This window comes from Flavobacterium chuncheonense (assembly GCF_042686145.1).
Classification (GTDB): domain Bacteria; phylum Bacteroidota; class Bacteroidia; order Flavobacteriales; family Flavobacteriaceae; genus Flavobacterium; species Flavobacterium chuncheonense.
Genome location: NZ_JBHUPC010000013.1, coordinates 244,634 through 260,404, shown reverse-complemented (window position 1 = coordinate 260,404; position 15,771 = coordinate 244,634). Strand labels below are relative to the sequence as shown.

The following is a 15,771-nucleotide window of genomic DNA, read 5'->3' as shown; positions in this document are numbered from 1 at the left end:
CGTTTCTCCTTTCTTTGGGTTAAAATAAAAAAAGGAGCGTTTATCGCTCCTTTTTTAGTGTCTAATTTTGTTGTTTGTTATTTTTCAACAGCAAATCTTCTAGCAACTTCAGTCCAGTTGATTACATTGAAGAAAGCCTCAATATAATCAGGTCTTCTGTTTTGATAGTTTAAGTAATATGCGTGTTCCCAAACATCAAGGCCTAAGATTGGAGTACCTGTGCAACCGATTCCTGGCATTAATGGGTTGTCCTGATTAGCCGAAGAACAAACTTCTAACTTTCCACCTTTGTGAACACATAACCAAGCCCATCCAGATCCAAAACGTGTAGCTGCAGCTTTAGCAAACTGTGCTTTAAATTCTTCAAATGAACCGAAATCTTTCTCAATAGCAGTAGCTAACTCTCCATTAGGTTTTCCACCTCCGTTTGGAGACATTACAGTCCAAAATAAGTTGTGGTTGTAAAAACCACCACCGTTATTTCTAACAGCAGCATTATTCATATCAAGGTTAATCAAGATGTTTTCAATAGTTTTTCCCTCAAGATCAGTTCCTGCGATAGCTGCATTTAAATTTGTAGTATAAGCATTGTGATGTTTTGAATGGTGTATTTCCATTGTTCTAGCATCAATATTTGGTTCTAATGCATCATATGCATAAGGTAATTGTGGTAATTCGAATGCCATAATATTTATTTTTAGATTATTTTATTAACCCAAAAATATAAATTTAACTTTGTAATAAAAAATAGATACTTCTTATACGGGTATAATTATGATAAATATAACACTTTGAAAACAACTTCCTTCAGAATTTTCGATGCGTCCGCTGGTTCCGGTAAAACCTATACCCTTACAAAAGAATATCTTAAGATTCTTTTTTTGAATGCCGCTGATGATGCCTATAAAAAGATTTTAGCCATAACTTTTACCAATAAAGCGGTTGAAGAAATGAAATCGCGTATTGTAGATAGTTTGTATCAGTTTTCTTTAGATCAAACCGCAGAAAAGTTTGAAGGGATGTTGGGTGATATAGCTGCTGAAACAGGGCTTACAAAGGCAACTATAAAGGATAAATCAAAAGCAATTATCAAAAACATTATACACAATTATACGGCCTTTGGTATTTCTACAATTGATAAATTTACCCATAAGGTTATCCGGTCATTCGCACAAGATTTAGACTTACCACCAAATTTCGAAGTGTCACTCGATACCGATACTATTTTACAAGAAGCTGTTGATTCGGTCATCTCCAAAGTTGGAGAAGATGAAGGGCTTACGAAATTATTGGTAGATTTTACAAAGAATAAAACCGACGAGGATAAAAGTTGGGATATATCGCGTGAGCTGGTAGAAGTGGCTCGTTTGCTTACCAATGAAAATAATGTAAATGAGATTGCGCAATTTGAAGAAATGTCGTTAGATGATTTCGGAATGATCAAGCATGTTTTGAAATCTAAAATAAAAGATTTTTTCGAGGAAAATATAGCGTTGACCAAACAGTGTTTTCATATTTTATCTGAAAATGCAATTGATCTGAAATCTTTTTCTCGAGGAACTTTTCCAAATCACATTCAGAAGATTCAAGAGCGAAGTTTAAAGGCTGCTGATTTGTATAAATTTAATTTTCCTGAAGATATAGCAGTGAACAAAACAGCAAAAGATCGTTCAGTGATAGAATCAGTATCTGGGGATTTGATTCAGTTGTTGCAAAAATGTTATTACAACTATTCAAAAGTGTTTTTTTATGAAGCTTTTTTGCAAAATATAAATCCACTTTCATTATTAAATACAATCCATTTAGAATTTAAAAAAATACAGGAAGAGCAAAATATTTTATCAATCTCAGATTTCAATAAAATTATTTTCGATCAAATACAAAATCAGCCAGCACCCTTTATATATGAACAGCTCGGTGAAAAGTATAAGCATTTTTTTATTGACGAATTTCAGGATACTTCCGAAATGCAATGGAAGAATTTAATTCCTTTAATTGATAATGCGCTTTCAAGTGAGGAAAATAATGTTAATGGCACTTTGATGATAGTAGGAGATCCCAAGCAGTCAATTTATCGTTGGCGTGGAGGGAAAGCAGAACAATTTATTCAGTTAAGTAAGAAGGATGACTTAAAGAATTTTGAACAATATCCATTTTCAAATAAAGATAAAAAAATTGTTCATCTTGAACGTAATTATAGGAGTTATAGTGAAGTAATAGAATTTAATAATTCTTTCTTTAAACACTTGTCAAGTAAGTTTGGGAATCCAGATTATGCCGATTTGTATTTGAATCACAGTTCTCAAAAAGTAAATGAAAAGAAAGGTGGTTATGTGAATTTATCTTTCATAGAAGTTCCCAAAAATGAGGATGCCGATTTTTCAATTGATTTTAATGAAGATGCTGGTTATTCTGCAAAAGTAAAACTGTATTTAAGTCGAACACTAGAAGTAATTGAAGAAGTTAAAGCAAAAGGTTTTAAGTATAAAGACATGGTTTTGCTTACTAGAAAAAAGGCGGATGGTGTTGCTTTGGCAAATTTTTTAACAGAAAATAATATACCAATACTTTCATCGGAAACTTTATTGATACAAAATGCAACGGAAGTAAAGTTATTAATAGATGTTTTACGTTACCTAAAATCAAATCGTGATGATGAGTCGAAGGTTCGGTTTTTGTATTTCGTTGCAAACAACAAGCAAAACGAGATTCCAGTTCATGATTTTATTTATGCTGCAAAATCACTATCAGAAGCCGATTTAGAAACGTATTTGAATCAGTTTGGAGTACAGATTTCTTTCAAAGATTGTCGTAAAAAATCACTTTACGAAGTAGTTGAAATTATTATAGCAACTTTTATACGGGATAAAGCCAATACATCCTATGTGCAGTATTTCTTAGATTTAGTATTAGAAAGGGATAGTAAAACGCAGTCAAGTGTTGCTGATTTCTTAGATTATTGGGACAAAACAGGGTTTCAAAAAAGTATTCCTTCTCCTGAAGGGAACGATGCTATTCGCATAATGACCATACACAAGTCAAAAGGATTGGAATTTCCAGTGGTTATTTATCCCTTTGCAGAAGAAAATTTTTCAGCTCCAAAACGCAATAAACTTTGGGTTGATTTTGATGAGGATGAAACCGTAGATTTTCCAAAAGCACTTGTAAGCGCTAAAAAGGAAGTGGCTTCTTATGGTGATAAGGCAAAAGAAGTTTATGAAGTCAAGTCGCAAGAAGAAATATTGGATAATGTGAATGTCCTATATGTTGCATTGACACGAGCAGAAGAGCAATTGTATGTAATTTCCAATCATTTGGTAAATAAATCAGGTTTGCCTGATAATTTATCGTCCTATTTTATTGAGTATTTGCAATATGTTGGGGTGTATGAGGATTCTAAATTGGTATACGAGTTTGGTGACTCTAAAAAGAAATCGAAGCAGAGTCCTGAGCTTGGGGAACAAAACACAATTGGTTTAGTAGGAGAGAAATTAAACGCTAAAAAAATTAAGATTGCGCAACGCGAAGCGCTCATGTGGAATACAGTACAGCAGGAAGCTATTGAATATGGTAATCTTATTCATGAAATAATGGCTTTTGTGGCAACTGTAAATGATGTTGATATAGCGCTTGATAGAGCTGTGGAAACTGGGTTGATAGTGTTTGATCAGCGAGAAGAAATTAATGAAACGATTCAGAAAATATGTTTAAACAATGATTTGTTACCATTTTTTGATGGGGAAGGAATTGTGCATAGTGAGGTTACGATTCTTAAAAATGGTTTCGGAAATATAAAACCCGATAGGGTTGTAGTTAAAGGCAGTCAAGCATATTTGTTAGATTATAAAACAGGAGCTTTTGATGAAAAGCATAAAAAACAGTTAACGGAGTATGCAAAGGCTTTGGAAGAAATGCAACTTAAGGTGATAAAAAAAGCCTTGGTTTATATAGGAGAAAAAATAGAAATTGTACTTTTGTAAGCAACATTATAAAATAGAAATAGCATATATGTACGGGAAAATACAACAACATTTACAAAGTGAATTAGACTCTATTCAAGAGAATGGATTGTTTAAAAAAGAGCGAATTATTACTTCGCCTCAAGGTGCTGAAATTACAATTTCAACCGGTGAAACAGTTTTGAATTTTTGTGCGAATAATTATCTAGGATTATCGTCTCATCCAGAAGTGGTTCAAGCAGCAAAAGATGCTCTTGATTCTCATGGGTTTGGAATGTCATCTGTGCGTTTTATTTGCGGGACTCAAGATATCCACAAAGAATTAGAACAAAAGATCGCAAATTTCTACGGGACTGAAGACACAATATTGTATGCTGCAGCTTTTGATGCTAATGGAGGGGTTTTTGAGCCGTTATTAGGAGAAGAAGATTGTATTATTTCGGACAGTTTAAATCATGCATCTATTATTGATGGAGTTCGTTTGTGTAAAGCAGCACGTTACCGTTACCAAAACAATGATATGGCAGATTTGGAAGCACAATTAATTGCTGCTACTGAAAATGGTCATCGTTTTAAATTAATTGTTACTGATGGAGTTTTTTCAATGGATGGTTTAGTAGCGCCATTGGATAAAATCTGTGATTTGGCAGATAAGTATGATGCTTTAGTAATGGTTGACGAATGTCATGCTGCTGGTTTTATTGGTGCAACAGGTAAAGGTACATTAGAAGCGAAGAATGTAATGGGACGTGTGGATATTATCACAGGAACATTAGGGAAAGCATTAGGTGGAGCAATGGGTGGATATACTACGGCTAAAAAAGAAATTATTGAAATCTTACGTCAACGTTCGCGTCCATATTTGTTTTCAAATTCACTTGCGCCTTCAATTGTTGGGGCTTCTTTGAAAGTTTTTGAACTATTAGAAAAAGATACTTCTTTACGTGATAAATTGGAATGGAATACTAATTATTTCAAAGAAGGTATGAAAAAAGCTGGCTTAGATATAATTGATGGTGATTCTGCTATTGTACCAGTAATGTTATATGATGCTAAGCTTTCTCAAATTATGGCGGAAGAATTGTTGAAAAAAGGGATTTATGTAATAGGCTTCTTCTTTCCTGTAGTGCCAAGGGATAAGGCAAGAATTCGTGTGCAATTATCAGCAGCTCACACAAAGGAGCATTTGGATAAAGCAATTCAAGCTTTTGAAGAGGTTGGAAGAATGTTAAACGTGATTAAATAAGGGAATTTAAGTAGTATTTTTTTTAACAAAACTTTTTGTAATTAAAAAAAAAGACTAAATTTGTTCTGATTATAACGCATTGTAATTAAATAAATCAAAGTATGAAACATTTAAACAAATTTTTTGCTGCTGCCTTCATGTTTGTAGGTTTAGCTTCTCAAGCTCAAGACAGCAACAACCCATGGGCAATATCGTTTGGTGTGAACGGTGTTGACACTCAGGTATCTGCACGTCAAAGTCCTTTGAACCAAAGACCAAGATTCATCGAATTAGCAAACGTAAGCGACAACTGGAATATTTTACCTTCAGTTTCTTACTTAAGCGTTTCTAGACACATTGGTGACGGTTTCTCTGTAGGATTAGCTGGTTCTGTTAATAAAATTGATAAATGGTCAAGAAGACCACTTCCAACTGACTTCAATAGCTATACTACTGAAGTTATCAATCCTGGAGATTTATCTTACTATGCAATTGATGCAAATATTAGATATAGCTTTATGGAGATGATTGGAACTAAATGGTTCGATCCATCTTTAACTGTTGGTGGAGGTTATAATTTCTTTGGAGATGCTTCTGCAGGTACAGTTAATGGAGGTTTAGGTTTAACTTTCTGGTTTACTGAACAAGTAGGTTTACAATTACAATCTATGTACAAGCATTCATTTGATGAGTATAGAACTATCAACGAAGATGTTCCTGTACATTTCCAACATATGGCTGGTATTACTTTCAAATTTGGAGGTAAAGATACTGACGGTGACGGAATCTATGATAAAGATGATCAATGTCCAGATGTTGCAGGTTTAAAAGAATTCAACGGATGTCCTGATACAGATAAAGATGGTATTCAAGATAGCGCTGATAACTGTCCAGATGTATTCGGTTTAGCTGAATTCAACGGATGTCCTGATACAGACGGTGACGGAATAATCGATAACGAAGATGCTTGTCCAGATGTAAAAGGTACTAAAATGATGAAAGGTTGTCCAGATGCTGACGGAGACGGTGTAGCTGATAAAGATGACAACTGTCCAGATGTTAAAGGACCAAAAGAAAATGGTGGATGTCCATGGCCTGATACTGACGGAGATGGTGTAAACGATAAAGATGACCAATGTCCAGATGTTCCAGGTACAATTAACAACAACGGATGTCCAGAAGTTTCTGCTGCTGTTCAAAAAGCATTGAATGACTATGCAAAAACTATCTTATTCGATACTGGAAAATCTTCAATTAAAGCTCAGTCTGAAAAAGTATTAGCTGATATCGTAGGTATCTTGAAAGAGTATCCTAATGCTAAATTTACTGTAGAAGGACACACTGATAGCGTAGGTAGCGATAAATTAAACATGGATTTATCAGATTCTAGAGCTGCTTCAGTTAAAAACTACTTAGTTGAAAACGGAATTGATGCTTCAAGATTAACTTCTAAAGGTTACGGAGAGTCTAAACCAATCGACACTAATAAAACAAGTGCTGGTAGAGCAAACAACAGAAGAGTAGAAATTAACTTAGTAAAATAAGTTTCTAAAGTCTTCTAAATAATATTGAAAACGTCCCGATTAATCGGGACGTTTTTTTATTTTTAACCTATGATACAGCTAACTTTTTTAGAGCAATTTGCAAACGAGATTAATGCAATCTTTGGGAATCAATTGAACAATCATACGATTGTTCTTCCGAATAAAAGGGCTAAAGTTTTCTTACTTGAAGCTATAAAAAAAACAACGCAAGAAACAATTTTTGCTCCCAAAATAATAAGTATTGAAGATCTAATTCAAGATATTGCAAATGTGCGTTCTGTTGATGCTATAGAATTACTTTTTGAATTTTATGAGGTTTATTTGTCAGTAACTAAAACGGATAAGCAACAAAATTTCGAAGTTTTCTCAAAATGGGGGAAAACTTTACTTCAAGATTTTAATGAAATAGACCGTTATTTAATAGATCCTAAGCATGTTTTTTCTTATTTAAAGGATGTTGAAGCGCTTAAAAGGTGGGATTTAGAGCCTCAAGAAACAACTTCATTAATCGATTCGCACCTTGAATTTTGGAACCGAATTCCTTTGTATTATGATGCATTCAAAAAACATTTGTTGGATAAAAAAATAGGCTATCAAGGGCTGATTTATCGTGAAGCCGTCGAAAATTTAATTCCATTTTCAAATACGCTTTCAGGTACCATTATTTTTGCAGGTTTTAATGCCTTGAATCAAGCTGAAGAGCGTATCATGTTGCACTTGTTATCTAATGGCCAAGCTAAGGTTTATTGGGATATTGATTACGCTTTTTTAAATGATCCGTATCATGACGCAGGTTTGTTTATTAGGAGGTTTAAAAAGGAATGGAAACCTTATTTAACACAGTCATTTGAATGGATTACGAATGCATTCCAAGATAGTAAAAATATTTCTATTATAGGGACGCCTAAGACTATAGGACAAGCTAAAATAGCGGGTAATATAGTTGAAGGATTATTAGCTAAAGGTGCTGATATTAATAAAACTGCAGTTGTTTTAGGAGATGAAAATCTTTTAATTCCTGTTTTGTATGGGTTGCCAAATGGAATCAATGGTTTGAATATTACTATGGGGTATACTACCAAAAATAATCCAGCCCAATTATTGATCAATAAAATTTTTAAACTCCATACAAATGCACTTTCGAGAAGCGCTACGGCTTACACACTTTATTATAAAGAAGTTCTAGAAATACTTAACCATCCTTTGGTTGAGCCATATATTGGGATGCCAGAAGTTGTTCAGGTTATTAATAATAACAACTTTACCTTTTTCGGGCATGAAACATTAGTTAAAGTAAAACAGGAAAAGTATCCTGAAGAAAATCCTTTTTTTAATTTGCTTTTCCAAAAGTGGGATAATCCTATTGATGCAATTTTAGATAAGTTGCTTCAGGTTTTATTAACAATAAAGGATAAATTGTCGAATGAAAGGGATGAAGAGAAAATCACGAAAGCTTTTGTTTATGCTGTCTATAAGGTTATCAATAAACTTAAAACCTATCATCTGAAGTATCAAAAGATTGATTCTCCAGAGGCATTATATACTATTTACAAGCAAATAAATGACTTGGTCGAAGTGTCCTTTGAAGGAGAGCCATTAACAGGCTTGCAGATTATGGGTGTTTTAGAGAGTCGTGTATTAGATTTCGAAAATGTTATTATTACTTCTGTAAACGAAGGGAAGTTTCCTGCAGGAAAGTCACAACAATCATTTATTCCATACGACATAAAACGTGAATTGGGATTGCCAACCTACAAAGAAAAAGATGCTATTTATAGCTATCATTTCTACCATTTGTTAATGAGAGCTAAAAATGTATACTTGCTCTATAATTCGGATGGTGAAGGGATAGATGCTGGGGAAAAGAGTCGCTTTATTACGCAATTAGAAATTGAGAAGCAGCCCAAACATACTATTACACATGAAATTTACAATGCGGTTTTACCTGATAAAGCATATCAGCCTATTATAGTACCGAAATCGGAACAGGCATTGTTGCGTTTAAAAGAAATAGCTACTGGAAAGGGATTTTCACCTTCGTCATTGACAAGTTATATTCGAAATCCTATGCAATTTTATTTTCAGCGCGTTCTACGTATCAATGAAGTTGATGAAGTAGAGGAAAGCATTGCGCTTAATACTTTAGGTACTATTATTCATGAGACTTTAGAGACACTTTACAAACCTTTTTTAAATGAATTTCTTGGGGTTCATCATTTGGATCAAATGATAGCAAAAATTGATGAAGTTACGGCAGAGCAATTTAAGTTGGTTTATAAAGAGGGGGAAATTCGTAAAGGAAAAAACTTGTTGGCTTTCGAAGTAGCAAAAAGAAATGTGTATAATTTTTTGCGTGAGGAACGTAATGCAATTGAAAATGGCGATGCGGTAAAAGTACTTTTTTTGGAAGAGAAATTAGAGGTTGTTATCGAAGATGGAATTTTACCATATAACGTTAAAATTGCTGGAAATGTTGACCGAATTGAGCTGCGTAATAATACCATTCGAATTGTAGATTACAAAACAGGTAGGGTTGAAGCAAATTCGCTTAAAATTAATGATTTCGAGAATTTGACTACTGATATTAAAAATGAGAAGATAATCCAGTTGTTGTGTTACGCTTTAATGTTTCAGGAGAAAACAGAATTCCAACATTTGCCAGTTGAAGCTGGAATTATTTCGTTCAAGAATATGAAATCAGGTTTTATGTCATTTGGTGTTGGTAAAGGACGTGGAGTAGTTTCAGAAACGTTAATCAATACTAATCTGTTAAATGATTTTAAGTCGGAAATAGTGAAATTAATTAACGAAATATTAAGCCAAGATGTTGTCTTTAAGGAACTAAACTGATAAATTAGTAGTTTAATTGAAAGTTTTATGAATAAATTGAAAGTCTTTTTAAATGATATTTGGTTGAGTTTGCAAGACAATTTCCCATCTATAGTAGTGGCAATTCTGGTATTATTAATAGGTTATTTAACAGCAAGCAAAATAAAATCTTTGATTGTACGAAAGGCTATTGTTAATTCTGATAATGCTCTTACCAGAACATTTGTATCGCAAATTGTTAGTGTTTTTATAAAGCTGATAAGTATAGTGATAGCTTTACGAGTTTTTGGTTTTAGCGATTTAACGTCTAATATTTTAGCGGGTGCAGGAATTTTAACCTTCATTGTTGGTTTTGCTTTCAAAGACATTGGTGAAAATTTCTTAGCAGGAATTCTTATGGCTTTCAAAAGCCCTTTTAAAATTAATGATTTAATTGAAACAGAGGGGGTGATAGGGTATGTTGTGGATTTAACGATTAGAGATACACGCATTAAAACGCTTGATGGAAAAGATGTTTTTATCCCTAATGGACAGATTATTAATAATCCTTTGTTTAATTATACTATTGATGGATTTTTACGCTACGAGTTTAATATTGGTTTGGGGTACGATAATAACGTTCATGATGCGATACTTTTGATTTTAAACACTGTAAAAAGAGTTGAAGGAGTAATTAATGACGATAAAAAACCAACAGTGACTATAGATCAATTTGCTGCAAGTACAATTAATTTAAAAGTTATGTTTTGGATTGATACCTTTAAGTCTACGTCAAAATCATACCATTCTGGAATCAAAACGGAAGTTATGGAACGCGTTTTACAATGTTTAACAGATGCAGGGTATAGTTTGCCATCTGATATAATAGAGGTTAAGCAAGTTAAAGACTAAATTTCTTTAAAAAATATAAAATAACTTTTTCTAGTTCATTTTGGTTTTCAAAATGACTCATGTGGCCGTCTTCAAATGTTACCAATTCCACATCGGTATTTTCAACTTGAGTCTTCGTTTCTTCATAATCTAAAACAGGGTCCTTTTTGCCTAAAATTAGCATTTTTGGAAAGGATGTAGTATGCAAAAGAATTTCGTTGTCGTCTCTTATTTTCATACCTTCTTGTGCTGCAATTATACCTTGAAGTGGAGTTAGTAAAGCTTCCTTCCTGGCCTTTTCAATTTCAGTGGCTAATCTTGTACGATTTGCTTCGTTGAATAAATTGGATATGGACATTCCAATAGCAGCTTGGTAATTTCTTTTTACAGCGATAATAGCTCTGTCTCTGTTGTTTTTACGTTCAATGCTATCTTCTCTTGCTGTAGAGTTCATTAAAACGAGTCCTTCTACCATTTCCGGATACAATTTAGCAAAGGAAAGTGCTACATATCCTCCCATTGAATGGCCGATGAAAACTGCTTTTTCTAATTGCAATTCTTGTAAAATATGGTGCACGCTATCTGCCATGTCTTCCATGGTGTGAATATATCCCATACATTCTGTTTTGCCATGACCCAATAAGTCAATTGCAATAACGCGGTGTTCTTTGGTTAAACTTGGTGACAAATAGTGCCACATAGTTTTGTTTTCTAAAAAGCCGTGTAACAATACAACTGCTGATCCTTCTCCTTGGTCAGAAAATGAAAGTGAAGTGTTTTTGTAAATTGTATGTTTCAAATTTTTATTCTTGGGTTAAAGCGTAAATAGCAAATGATGCAAGCCAATGCCCACCACCGTAGCCACTATCAAATAAAGTAGGCAATGCTTTTGCAATAAATTCATTCGCTTTTGTATTGAATTTTTTTTGAAGAGGATGGTTCTCGGGTAATCTGCTGGCAATACTTTTCATATTCCATGCACGACTAAATGATAAGCCGTCCAAGTGTACAATTTGATAGTCATTTCGATCGCTGATAGTTGGTAAATCGCAAATGCGTTCAAGACCTTCTTTGGTGTAATATTTTTTTAGCCAATGTTTAAATTCTTTTTCCGGTAAAACGCGTCCCATTAAATCGGCGGCTTGTAAACTTGGTGAAAAAAAGTCAGTCCCATCTGGTTCGAGATAGGCAGGGATTTTAGTATTTGATGAGTAGAATTCAATTGCTTTTTGTTTGATTTGAGTAGCAAAGACTTGGTTTTTTGTAGTTGTTGCCCAGTCGTATGCAAAACACAATCCGAATGCGGTATTTGGGTGTACACCTGTTCGGTTAGGATAAGTTTGTTTGGGTAAGTAAGCTTTCCATAATGTTACAATCTTTTGTGTAAGCGGTTGTAAAGCGGTATGCCATTTTTTACCTATTGGATCGTTCCAAGTATATAATTCTTCATCTAGTTTTAAAAGCCAAGCCCATCCATAGGTGCGTTCGAATGCTTGAGAAGAGGTATATTTCCCGAAATATTCTGCCTCCATTTGCATTTTATCAACTTGAAAGCTGTCATTTAATAAAGCAATAATTTCAACTTTGTTTTTTAAATCTGGGAATTCTTTTAAAAGTTTTATAAGCATCCAATGCCCATGAACACTACTATGCCAATCTAAGCAACCAAAAAAAACCGGATGTAATTCATGAGGAAGTAAACGTGCATCTACACTACTATCGGATAAATGCGAGGTTTTATTCGGGAATTCATTCGCTATACAATGAAGTGGAAGTTCACTTAATGTATAAGCGATATCTTCTGTAAGTATTGGTTGCGCATTTGCCGAAAGACTAAAGCACAGGAATAAGAATAGGTTTTTCATAATAGGAACATTGAAATGCAAATTTAAAAGAATAATATAAAAAAAGACGACCCAAATATTCAAGTCGTCTTTTTTATGTTTTGACAGTAATATTAACTGTTCATAATTGATTCAATCTCGTCGGCTTCTATAGGAATATTACGCATCAAGTTGAAAGGTGCTCCAGAATTTTGAATTACCACATCATCTTCTAGTCGAATACCGAAACCTTCTTTTGGTATGTATATTCCAGGTTCAACTGTGAAAACCATGTTAGCTTGCATTGGTTCGTAAAGTAATCCATAATCATGTGTGTCAAGTCCCATGTGGTGAGAAGTCCCATGCATGAAATATTTTTTATAAGCTGGCCAATCTGGATTTTCATTTTGAACATCTGCTTTGTCCAACAAGCCTAAGCCTAATAGTTCTGATGTCATAATTTTACCTACTTCTACATGGTATTGTTTCCAAAGTGTCCCTGGAGTAAGCATTTTTGTAGCTTCATTTTTAACGTTTAAAACGGCGTTATACACGGTGCGTTGACGCTCTGTAAAACGTCCAGAAACAGGAATAGTTCTACTCATATCACTTGCATAGTTTGCATATTCGGCTCCAACATCAAACAGAATCAAATCGCCCTCTTTACATTGTTGGTTGTTCTCTATATAGTGTAAAACATTGGCATTGTTACCAGATGCTATAATTGGAGTATAGGCAAATCCTTTTGAACGGTTGCGAATGAATTCATGGGCAAACTCCGCTTCAATTTCGTACTCCATTACGTTGGGTTTTACAAAATTCAATACTCTGCGAAACCCTTTTTCAGTGATGTCACATGCTTTTTGGATTAAATCCAATTCTTCACTTTCTTTTACCGAACGCAAACGTTGTAGAATCGGGTTTGATTTTTCTACTTTGTGCGCTGGGTATTCCGTTTTCCACCATTTTACAAATCGAGCTTCACGTGTTTCAGTTTCTATATTGGCACGGTAATGCTCGTTGGTGTTGATGTATATTGTATCGGCATAAGTCATTACTTCTTTTAAGGTCTTATGAAAATCTTGTAACCAAATTACTGATTTTATACCGGCTACTTCAAAAGCTCTTTCTTTCGTTAGTTTTTCACCTTCCCATACAGCAATGTGTTCATTGGTTTCTTTTAAAAATAGAATTTCTTTTAGGTGTTCATACGGCGCATCTGGGAAAAGTAACAAGATGCTTTCTTCTTGGTCTACACCACTTAAATAAAAGATGTCTCTGTGTTGTGCAAAAGGCAATGTGCTATCGGCACTTACAGGGTAAATATCATTTGAATTAAAAATGGCAACACTATTGGGTTTCATTTGCGCCGTGAATTTTTTTCTGTTTTTTATAAACAAATCACGGTCTATTTGATGGTATTTCATGTTCTTAAATTTTGAATCCCAAAGTTAAAAAGATAAAAGGGAAAAGCTGTTAAAGGAAGTTAAAAAAATGATTTGTTAAATAATTGCCTATTGCATTCAGGTTTAGTTGGAGGTTTTTTATTTTTGGTTTGATTTTTGTGTCAAGGTTGATACTATTAATCTTAAATTACCGTTTACCAGAATAATACGATTATTACAAATCAATGAGAAATTTAAAAGTTTTTTTTGTTTTAGTACTTGCGTCAGTACTGTTTTCATGTTCTGATGACGATACTATCTTAAATAGTGAACCAAATTTAATCGTTAGGTTTAAGTTTGACCCAAATCAAGTTCGATTGAATAATATTGGGCAACCTTCTTCAATACCTGCAGAAAACGCAGCTCAAACCCCCATTTTTAATGGTATCAGTGCGCATTATTTTGAATTGGCGCCAACAGCCTATACGCAATTAGGAAACGGGACAGTTTTATATCATGCTCCTGAAACGGATGCCGGAGGTAATATTGCAATTGATTTTGATCAGGCTATAGTGGTAGATGAAGGAGAGGCTTTTTTAAAGATACCACTAAGTCAGGTGGCTCAAGGTAGTTATGAGTATGTTCGAGTATCCCTGTCGTATCAAAATTTTGGTGTATCTATATTGAATAATGGCATTAATTATGATGCTACGGTTGTGAGTTTTGTTGGGTTTAATACTTATTTGACAACACATTATATTGGTAATAATTCTTTTCCCGTGAATGGGAATCGATTGCAAGGGTATTGGGCTTTTGCATTAAACGATTATCCGTATGCTGCTTCTGGTCAATCTTCAGGGACCACAACAGTTCCAAATCCAATAGCAAATACATCCCCTATACCAGCTGGGTCATGTGTTGTGACTGGTAAATTTGTAAATAATTTAGTAATAAACGGGACCGAAAAACAGGATGTTGAAATTGAACTTTCATTGTCAATTAATAATAGTTTTGAGTGGAATGAAGTTAATTTTGATGGTAAATATGAGCCTGCTGCAGGTGAAAATGTTGTCGATATGGGTTTGAGAGGATTGATTCCTTCATTTCGTAAAAATTAAATGTACTGTAAAGAGTTGATAATTAATGGGCAATCGAGTCATTTTAAATTCATTATAAATTACGAGTTAAAGGTTGTGGTTAATTGTAAATAACCTTATTTTTGTTTGATTTTTTATAAAACTATTACAATCAAATAAAATTATGGCAAAATCAGCGCTTTTAAAGTCATCATTAGCAAAAAAATATTGGATGGCTCTTACAGGTTTATTTTTATGCTTGTTTTTGGCGGGTCACTTAGCTGGAAATTTACAGTTAATTTTTGGAACAAAGCAACAATTTAATGAGTACGCATTGTTCATGACTACCAATCCTGCAGTTAAACTTCTTTCTTACTTAACGTACATTTCAATTTTATTCCATGCTGTTGATGGGATTTTATTGACAATCCAAAACAAAAAAGCTAGACCAATAGGTTATGCTAAGAATGCCCCTTCAGCAAATAGTGGTTTTGCTTCGCGAAACATGGCAGTTTTAGGTACATTAATTTTAGTTTTCATCGTAACACACATGGTGAATTTTTGGGCTAAAATGCATTTTGATAAAAACATGCCTTTGATGACCAAAACAATTGCTATGCCTGATGGTACATCTAAAGATTTGTATGTAGGTACAGTTTCAGGTCAATTCTTTGCTGTGGATCAAGTGCAAACTGCAAACGATACAGTTACTTCTCCATTCCCAAAGCAATTGGTGCTTAAAAATGGTACAGAATTGTATAACGCACAGGTTGATATCAAAGTGGCAAATTTGTACAAGGATTTACATACTGTTACATTCAACTTCTTTAAGGATGCTAAATTTGGATTAATCTATACGTTAGCTTATGTGTTAGCTATGTTTGTGTTAGCTTTTCACTTATGGCATGGTTTTTCAAGTGCATTTCAATCATTGGGTGTGAATAATAAATTTACTCCGACTATTAAATTCATCGGGAAGGCATTTGCGATAATCGTTCCAGTATTGTTTGCAATCATTCCACTATTTATTCACTTTAGTAAATAATCAACATCAGATATA

The 15,771-nt window shown here is 33.8% G+C and carries 11 protein-coding genes; 7 read left to right on the top strand and 4 right to left on the bottom strand.

The genetic code is table 11. The features are described from left to right. Window positions 1–77: 77 nt before the first annotated feature. Entirely contained in the window at window positions 78–686 is a 609-nt protein-coding gene (locus ACFS5J_RS08710; protein WP_379811719.1) for a superoxide dismutase, read from the bottom strand. Window positions 687–791: 105 nt separating this feature from the next. Between ACFS5J_RS08710 and ACFS5J_RS08705 the strand changes: the two genes are divergently transcribed. The 5 genes from ACFS5J_RS08705 (at window position 792) to ACFS5J_RS08685 (ending at window position 10,448) form a co-directional block, all read left to right on the top strand. Continuing rightward, complete coding sequence (locus ACFS5J_RS08705) at window positions 792–3,980, top strand: UvrD-helicase domain-containing protein (protein WP_379811718.1); 3,189 nt, start codon at window positions 792–794, stop codon at window positions 3,978–3,980. A gap of 28 nt (window positions 3,981–4,008) precedes the next feature. Continuing rightward, window positions 4,009–5,205 (top strand): glycine C-acetyltransferase, encoded by a 1,197-nt coding sequence (kbl, locus tag ACFS5J_RS08700; RefSeq protein ID WP_379811717.1) that lies wholly within the window; start codon window positions 4,009–4,011, stop codon window positions 5,203–5,205. Between the two features lie 101 nt (window positions 5,206–5,306). Beyond that, a complete protein-coding gene (locus ACFS5J_RS08695; RefSeq protein ID WP_379811716.1) occupies window positions 5,307–6,728 on the top strand; it encodes an OmpA family protein in 1,422 nt (473 codons plus the stop codon). 69 nt (window positions 6,729–6,797) lie between these two features. Continuing rightward, a complete protein-coding gene (locus ACFS5J_RS08690; RefSeq protein ID WP_379811715.1) occupies window positions 6,798–9,578 on the top strand; it encodes a PD-(D/E)XK nuclease family protein in 2,781 nt (926 codons plus the stop codon). 27 nt (window positions 9,579–9,605) lie between these two features. Beyond that, a complete protein-coding gene (locus ACFS5J_RS08685; protein ID WP_379811713.1) occupies window positions 9,606–10,448 on the top strand; it encodes a mechanosensitive ion channel family protein in 843 nt (280 codons plus the stop codon). Here ACFS5J_RS08685 and ACFS5J_RS08680 read toward each other — a convergent pair. From ACFS5J_RS08680 to ACFS5J_RS08670, 3 genes are all read right to left on the bottom strand, one after another. Beyond that, entirely contained in the window at window positions 10,438–11,226 is a 789-nt protein-coding gene (locus ACFS5J_RS08680) for an alpha/beta fold hydrolase (protein ID WP_379811712.1), read from the bottom strand. The two genes, ACFS5J_RS08685 and ACFS5J_RS08680, sit on opposite strands and share 11 nt — an antisense overlap. A gap of 4 nt (window positions 11,227–11,230) precedes the next feature. Further along, on the bottom strand, window positions 11,231–12,292 hold the full coding sequence (locus ACFS5J_RS08675) for a DUF2891 domain-containing protein (protein WP_379811710.1): 1,062 nt from the start codon (window positions 12,290–12,292) through the stop codon (window positions 11,231–11,233). Window positions 12,293–12,384: 92 nt separating this feature from the next. Next, window positions 12,385–13,677 carry an aminopeptidase P family protein gene (locus ACFS5J_RS08670; RefSeq protein WP_379811709.1) on the bottom strand — a complete coding sequence of 431 codons (1,293 nt, stop codon included), beginning with the start codon at window positions 13,675–13,677 and terminating at the stop codon, window positions 12,385–12,387. A gap of 203 nt (window positions 13,678–13,880) precedes the next feature. Between ACFS5J_RS08670 and ACFS5J_RS08665 the strand changes: the two genes are divergently transcribed. Together ACFS5J_RS08665 and ACFS5J_RS08660 are read left to right on the top strand one after the other, a co-directional pair. Further along, window positions 13,881–14,753 (top strand): hypothetical protein, encoded by an 873-nt coding sequence (locus ACFS5J_RS08665; RefSeq protein ID WP_379811708.1) that lies wholly within the window; start codon window positions 13,881–13,883, stop codon window positions 14,751–14,753. A 142-nt stretch (window positions 14,754–14,895) separates the two neighbouring features. After that, a complete protein-coding gene (locus tag ACFS5J_RS08660; protein WP_379811707.1) occupies window positions 14,896–15,756 on the top strand; it encodes a succinate dehydrogenase cytochrome b subunit in 861 nt (286 codons plus the stop codon). Window positions 15,757–15,771: the final 15 nt, after the last annotated feature.

Bases quoted from the DNA above. Each gene is read 5' to 3' on its own strand.
- ACFS5J_RS08710 (WP_379811719.1), bottom strand. From the start codon at position 686: ATGGCATTCGAATTACCACAATTACCTTATGCATATGATGCATTAGAA.
- kbl (WP_379811717.1), top strand. From the start codon at position 4,009: ATGTACGGGAAAATACAACAACATTTACAAAGTGAATTAGACTCTATT.
- ACFS5J_RS08695 (WP_379811716.1), top strand. From the start codon at position 5,307: ATGAAACATTTAAACAAATTTTTTGCTGCTGCCTTCATGTTTGTAGGT.
- ACFS5J_RS08690 (WP_379811715.1), top strand. From the start codon at position 6,798: ATGATACAGCTAACTTTTTTAGAGCAATTTGCAAACGAGATTAATGCA.
- ACFS5J_RS08685 (WP_379811713.1), top strand. From the start codon at position 9,606: ATGAATAAATTGAAAGTCTTTTTAAATGATATTTGGTTGAGTTTGCAA.
- ACFS5J_RS08675 (WP_379811710.1), bottom strand. From the start codon at position 12,292: ATGAAAAACCTATTCTTATTCCTGTGCTTTAGTCTTTCGGCAAATGCG.
- ACFS5J_RS08670 (WP_379811709.1), bottom strand. From the start codon at position 13,677: ATGAAATACCATCAAATAGACCGTGATTTGTTTATAAAAAACAGAAAA.
- ACFS5J_RS08665 (WP_379811708.1), top strand. From the start codon at position 13,881: ATGAGAAATTTAAAAGTTTTTTTTGTTTTAGTACTTGCGTCAGTACTG.
- ACFS5J_RS08660 (WP_379811707.1), top strand. From the start codon at position 14,896: ATGGCAAAATCAGCGCTTTTAAAGTCATCATTAGCAAAAAAATATTGG.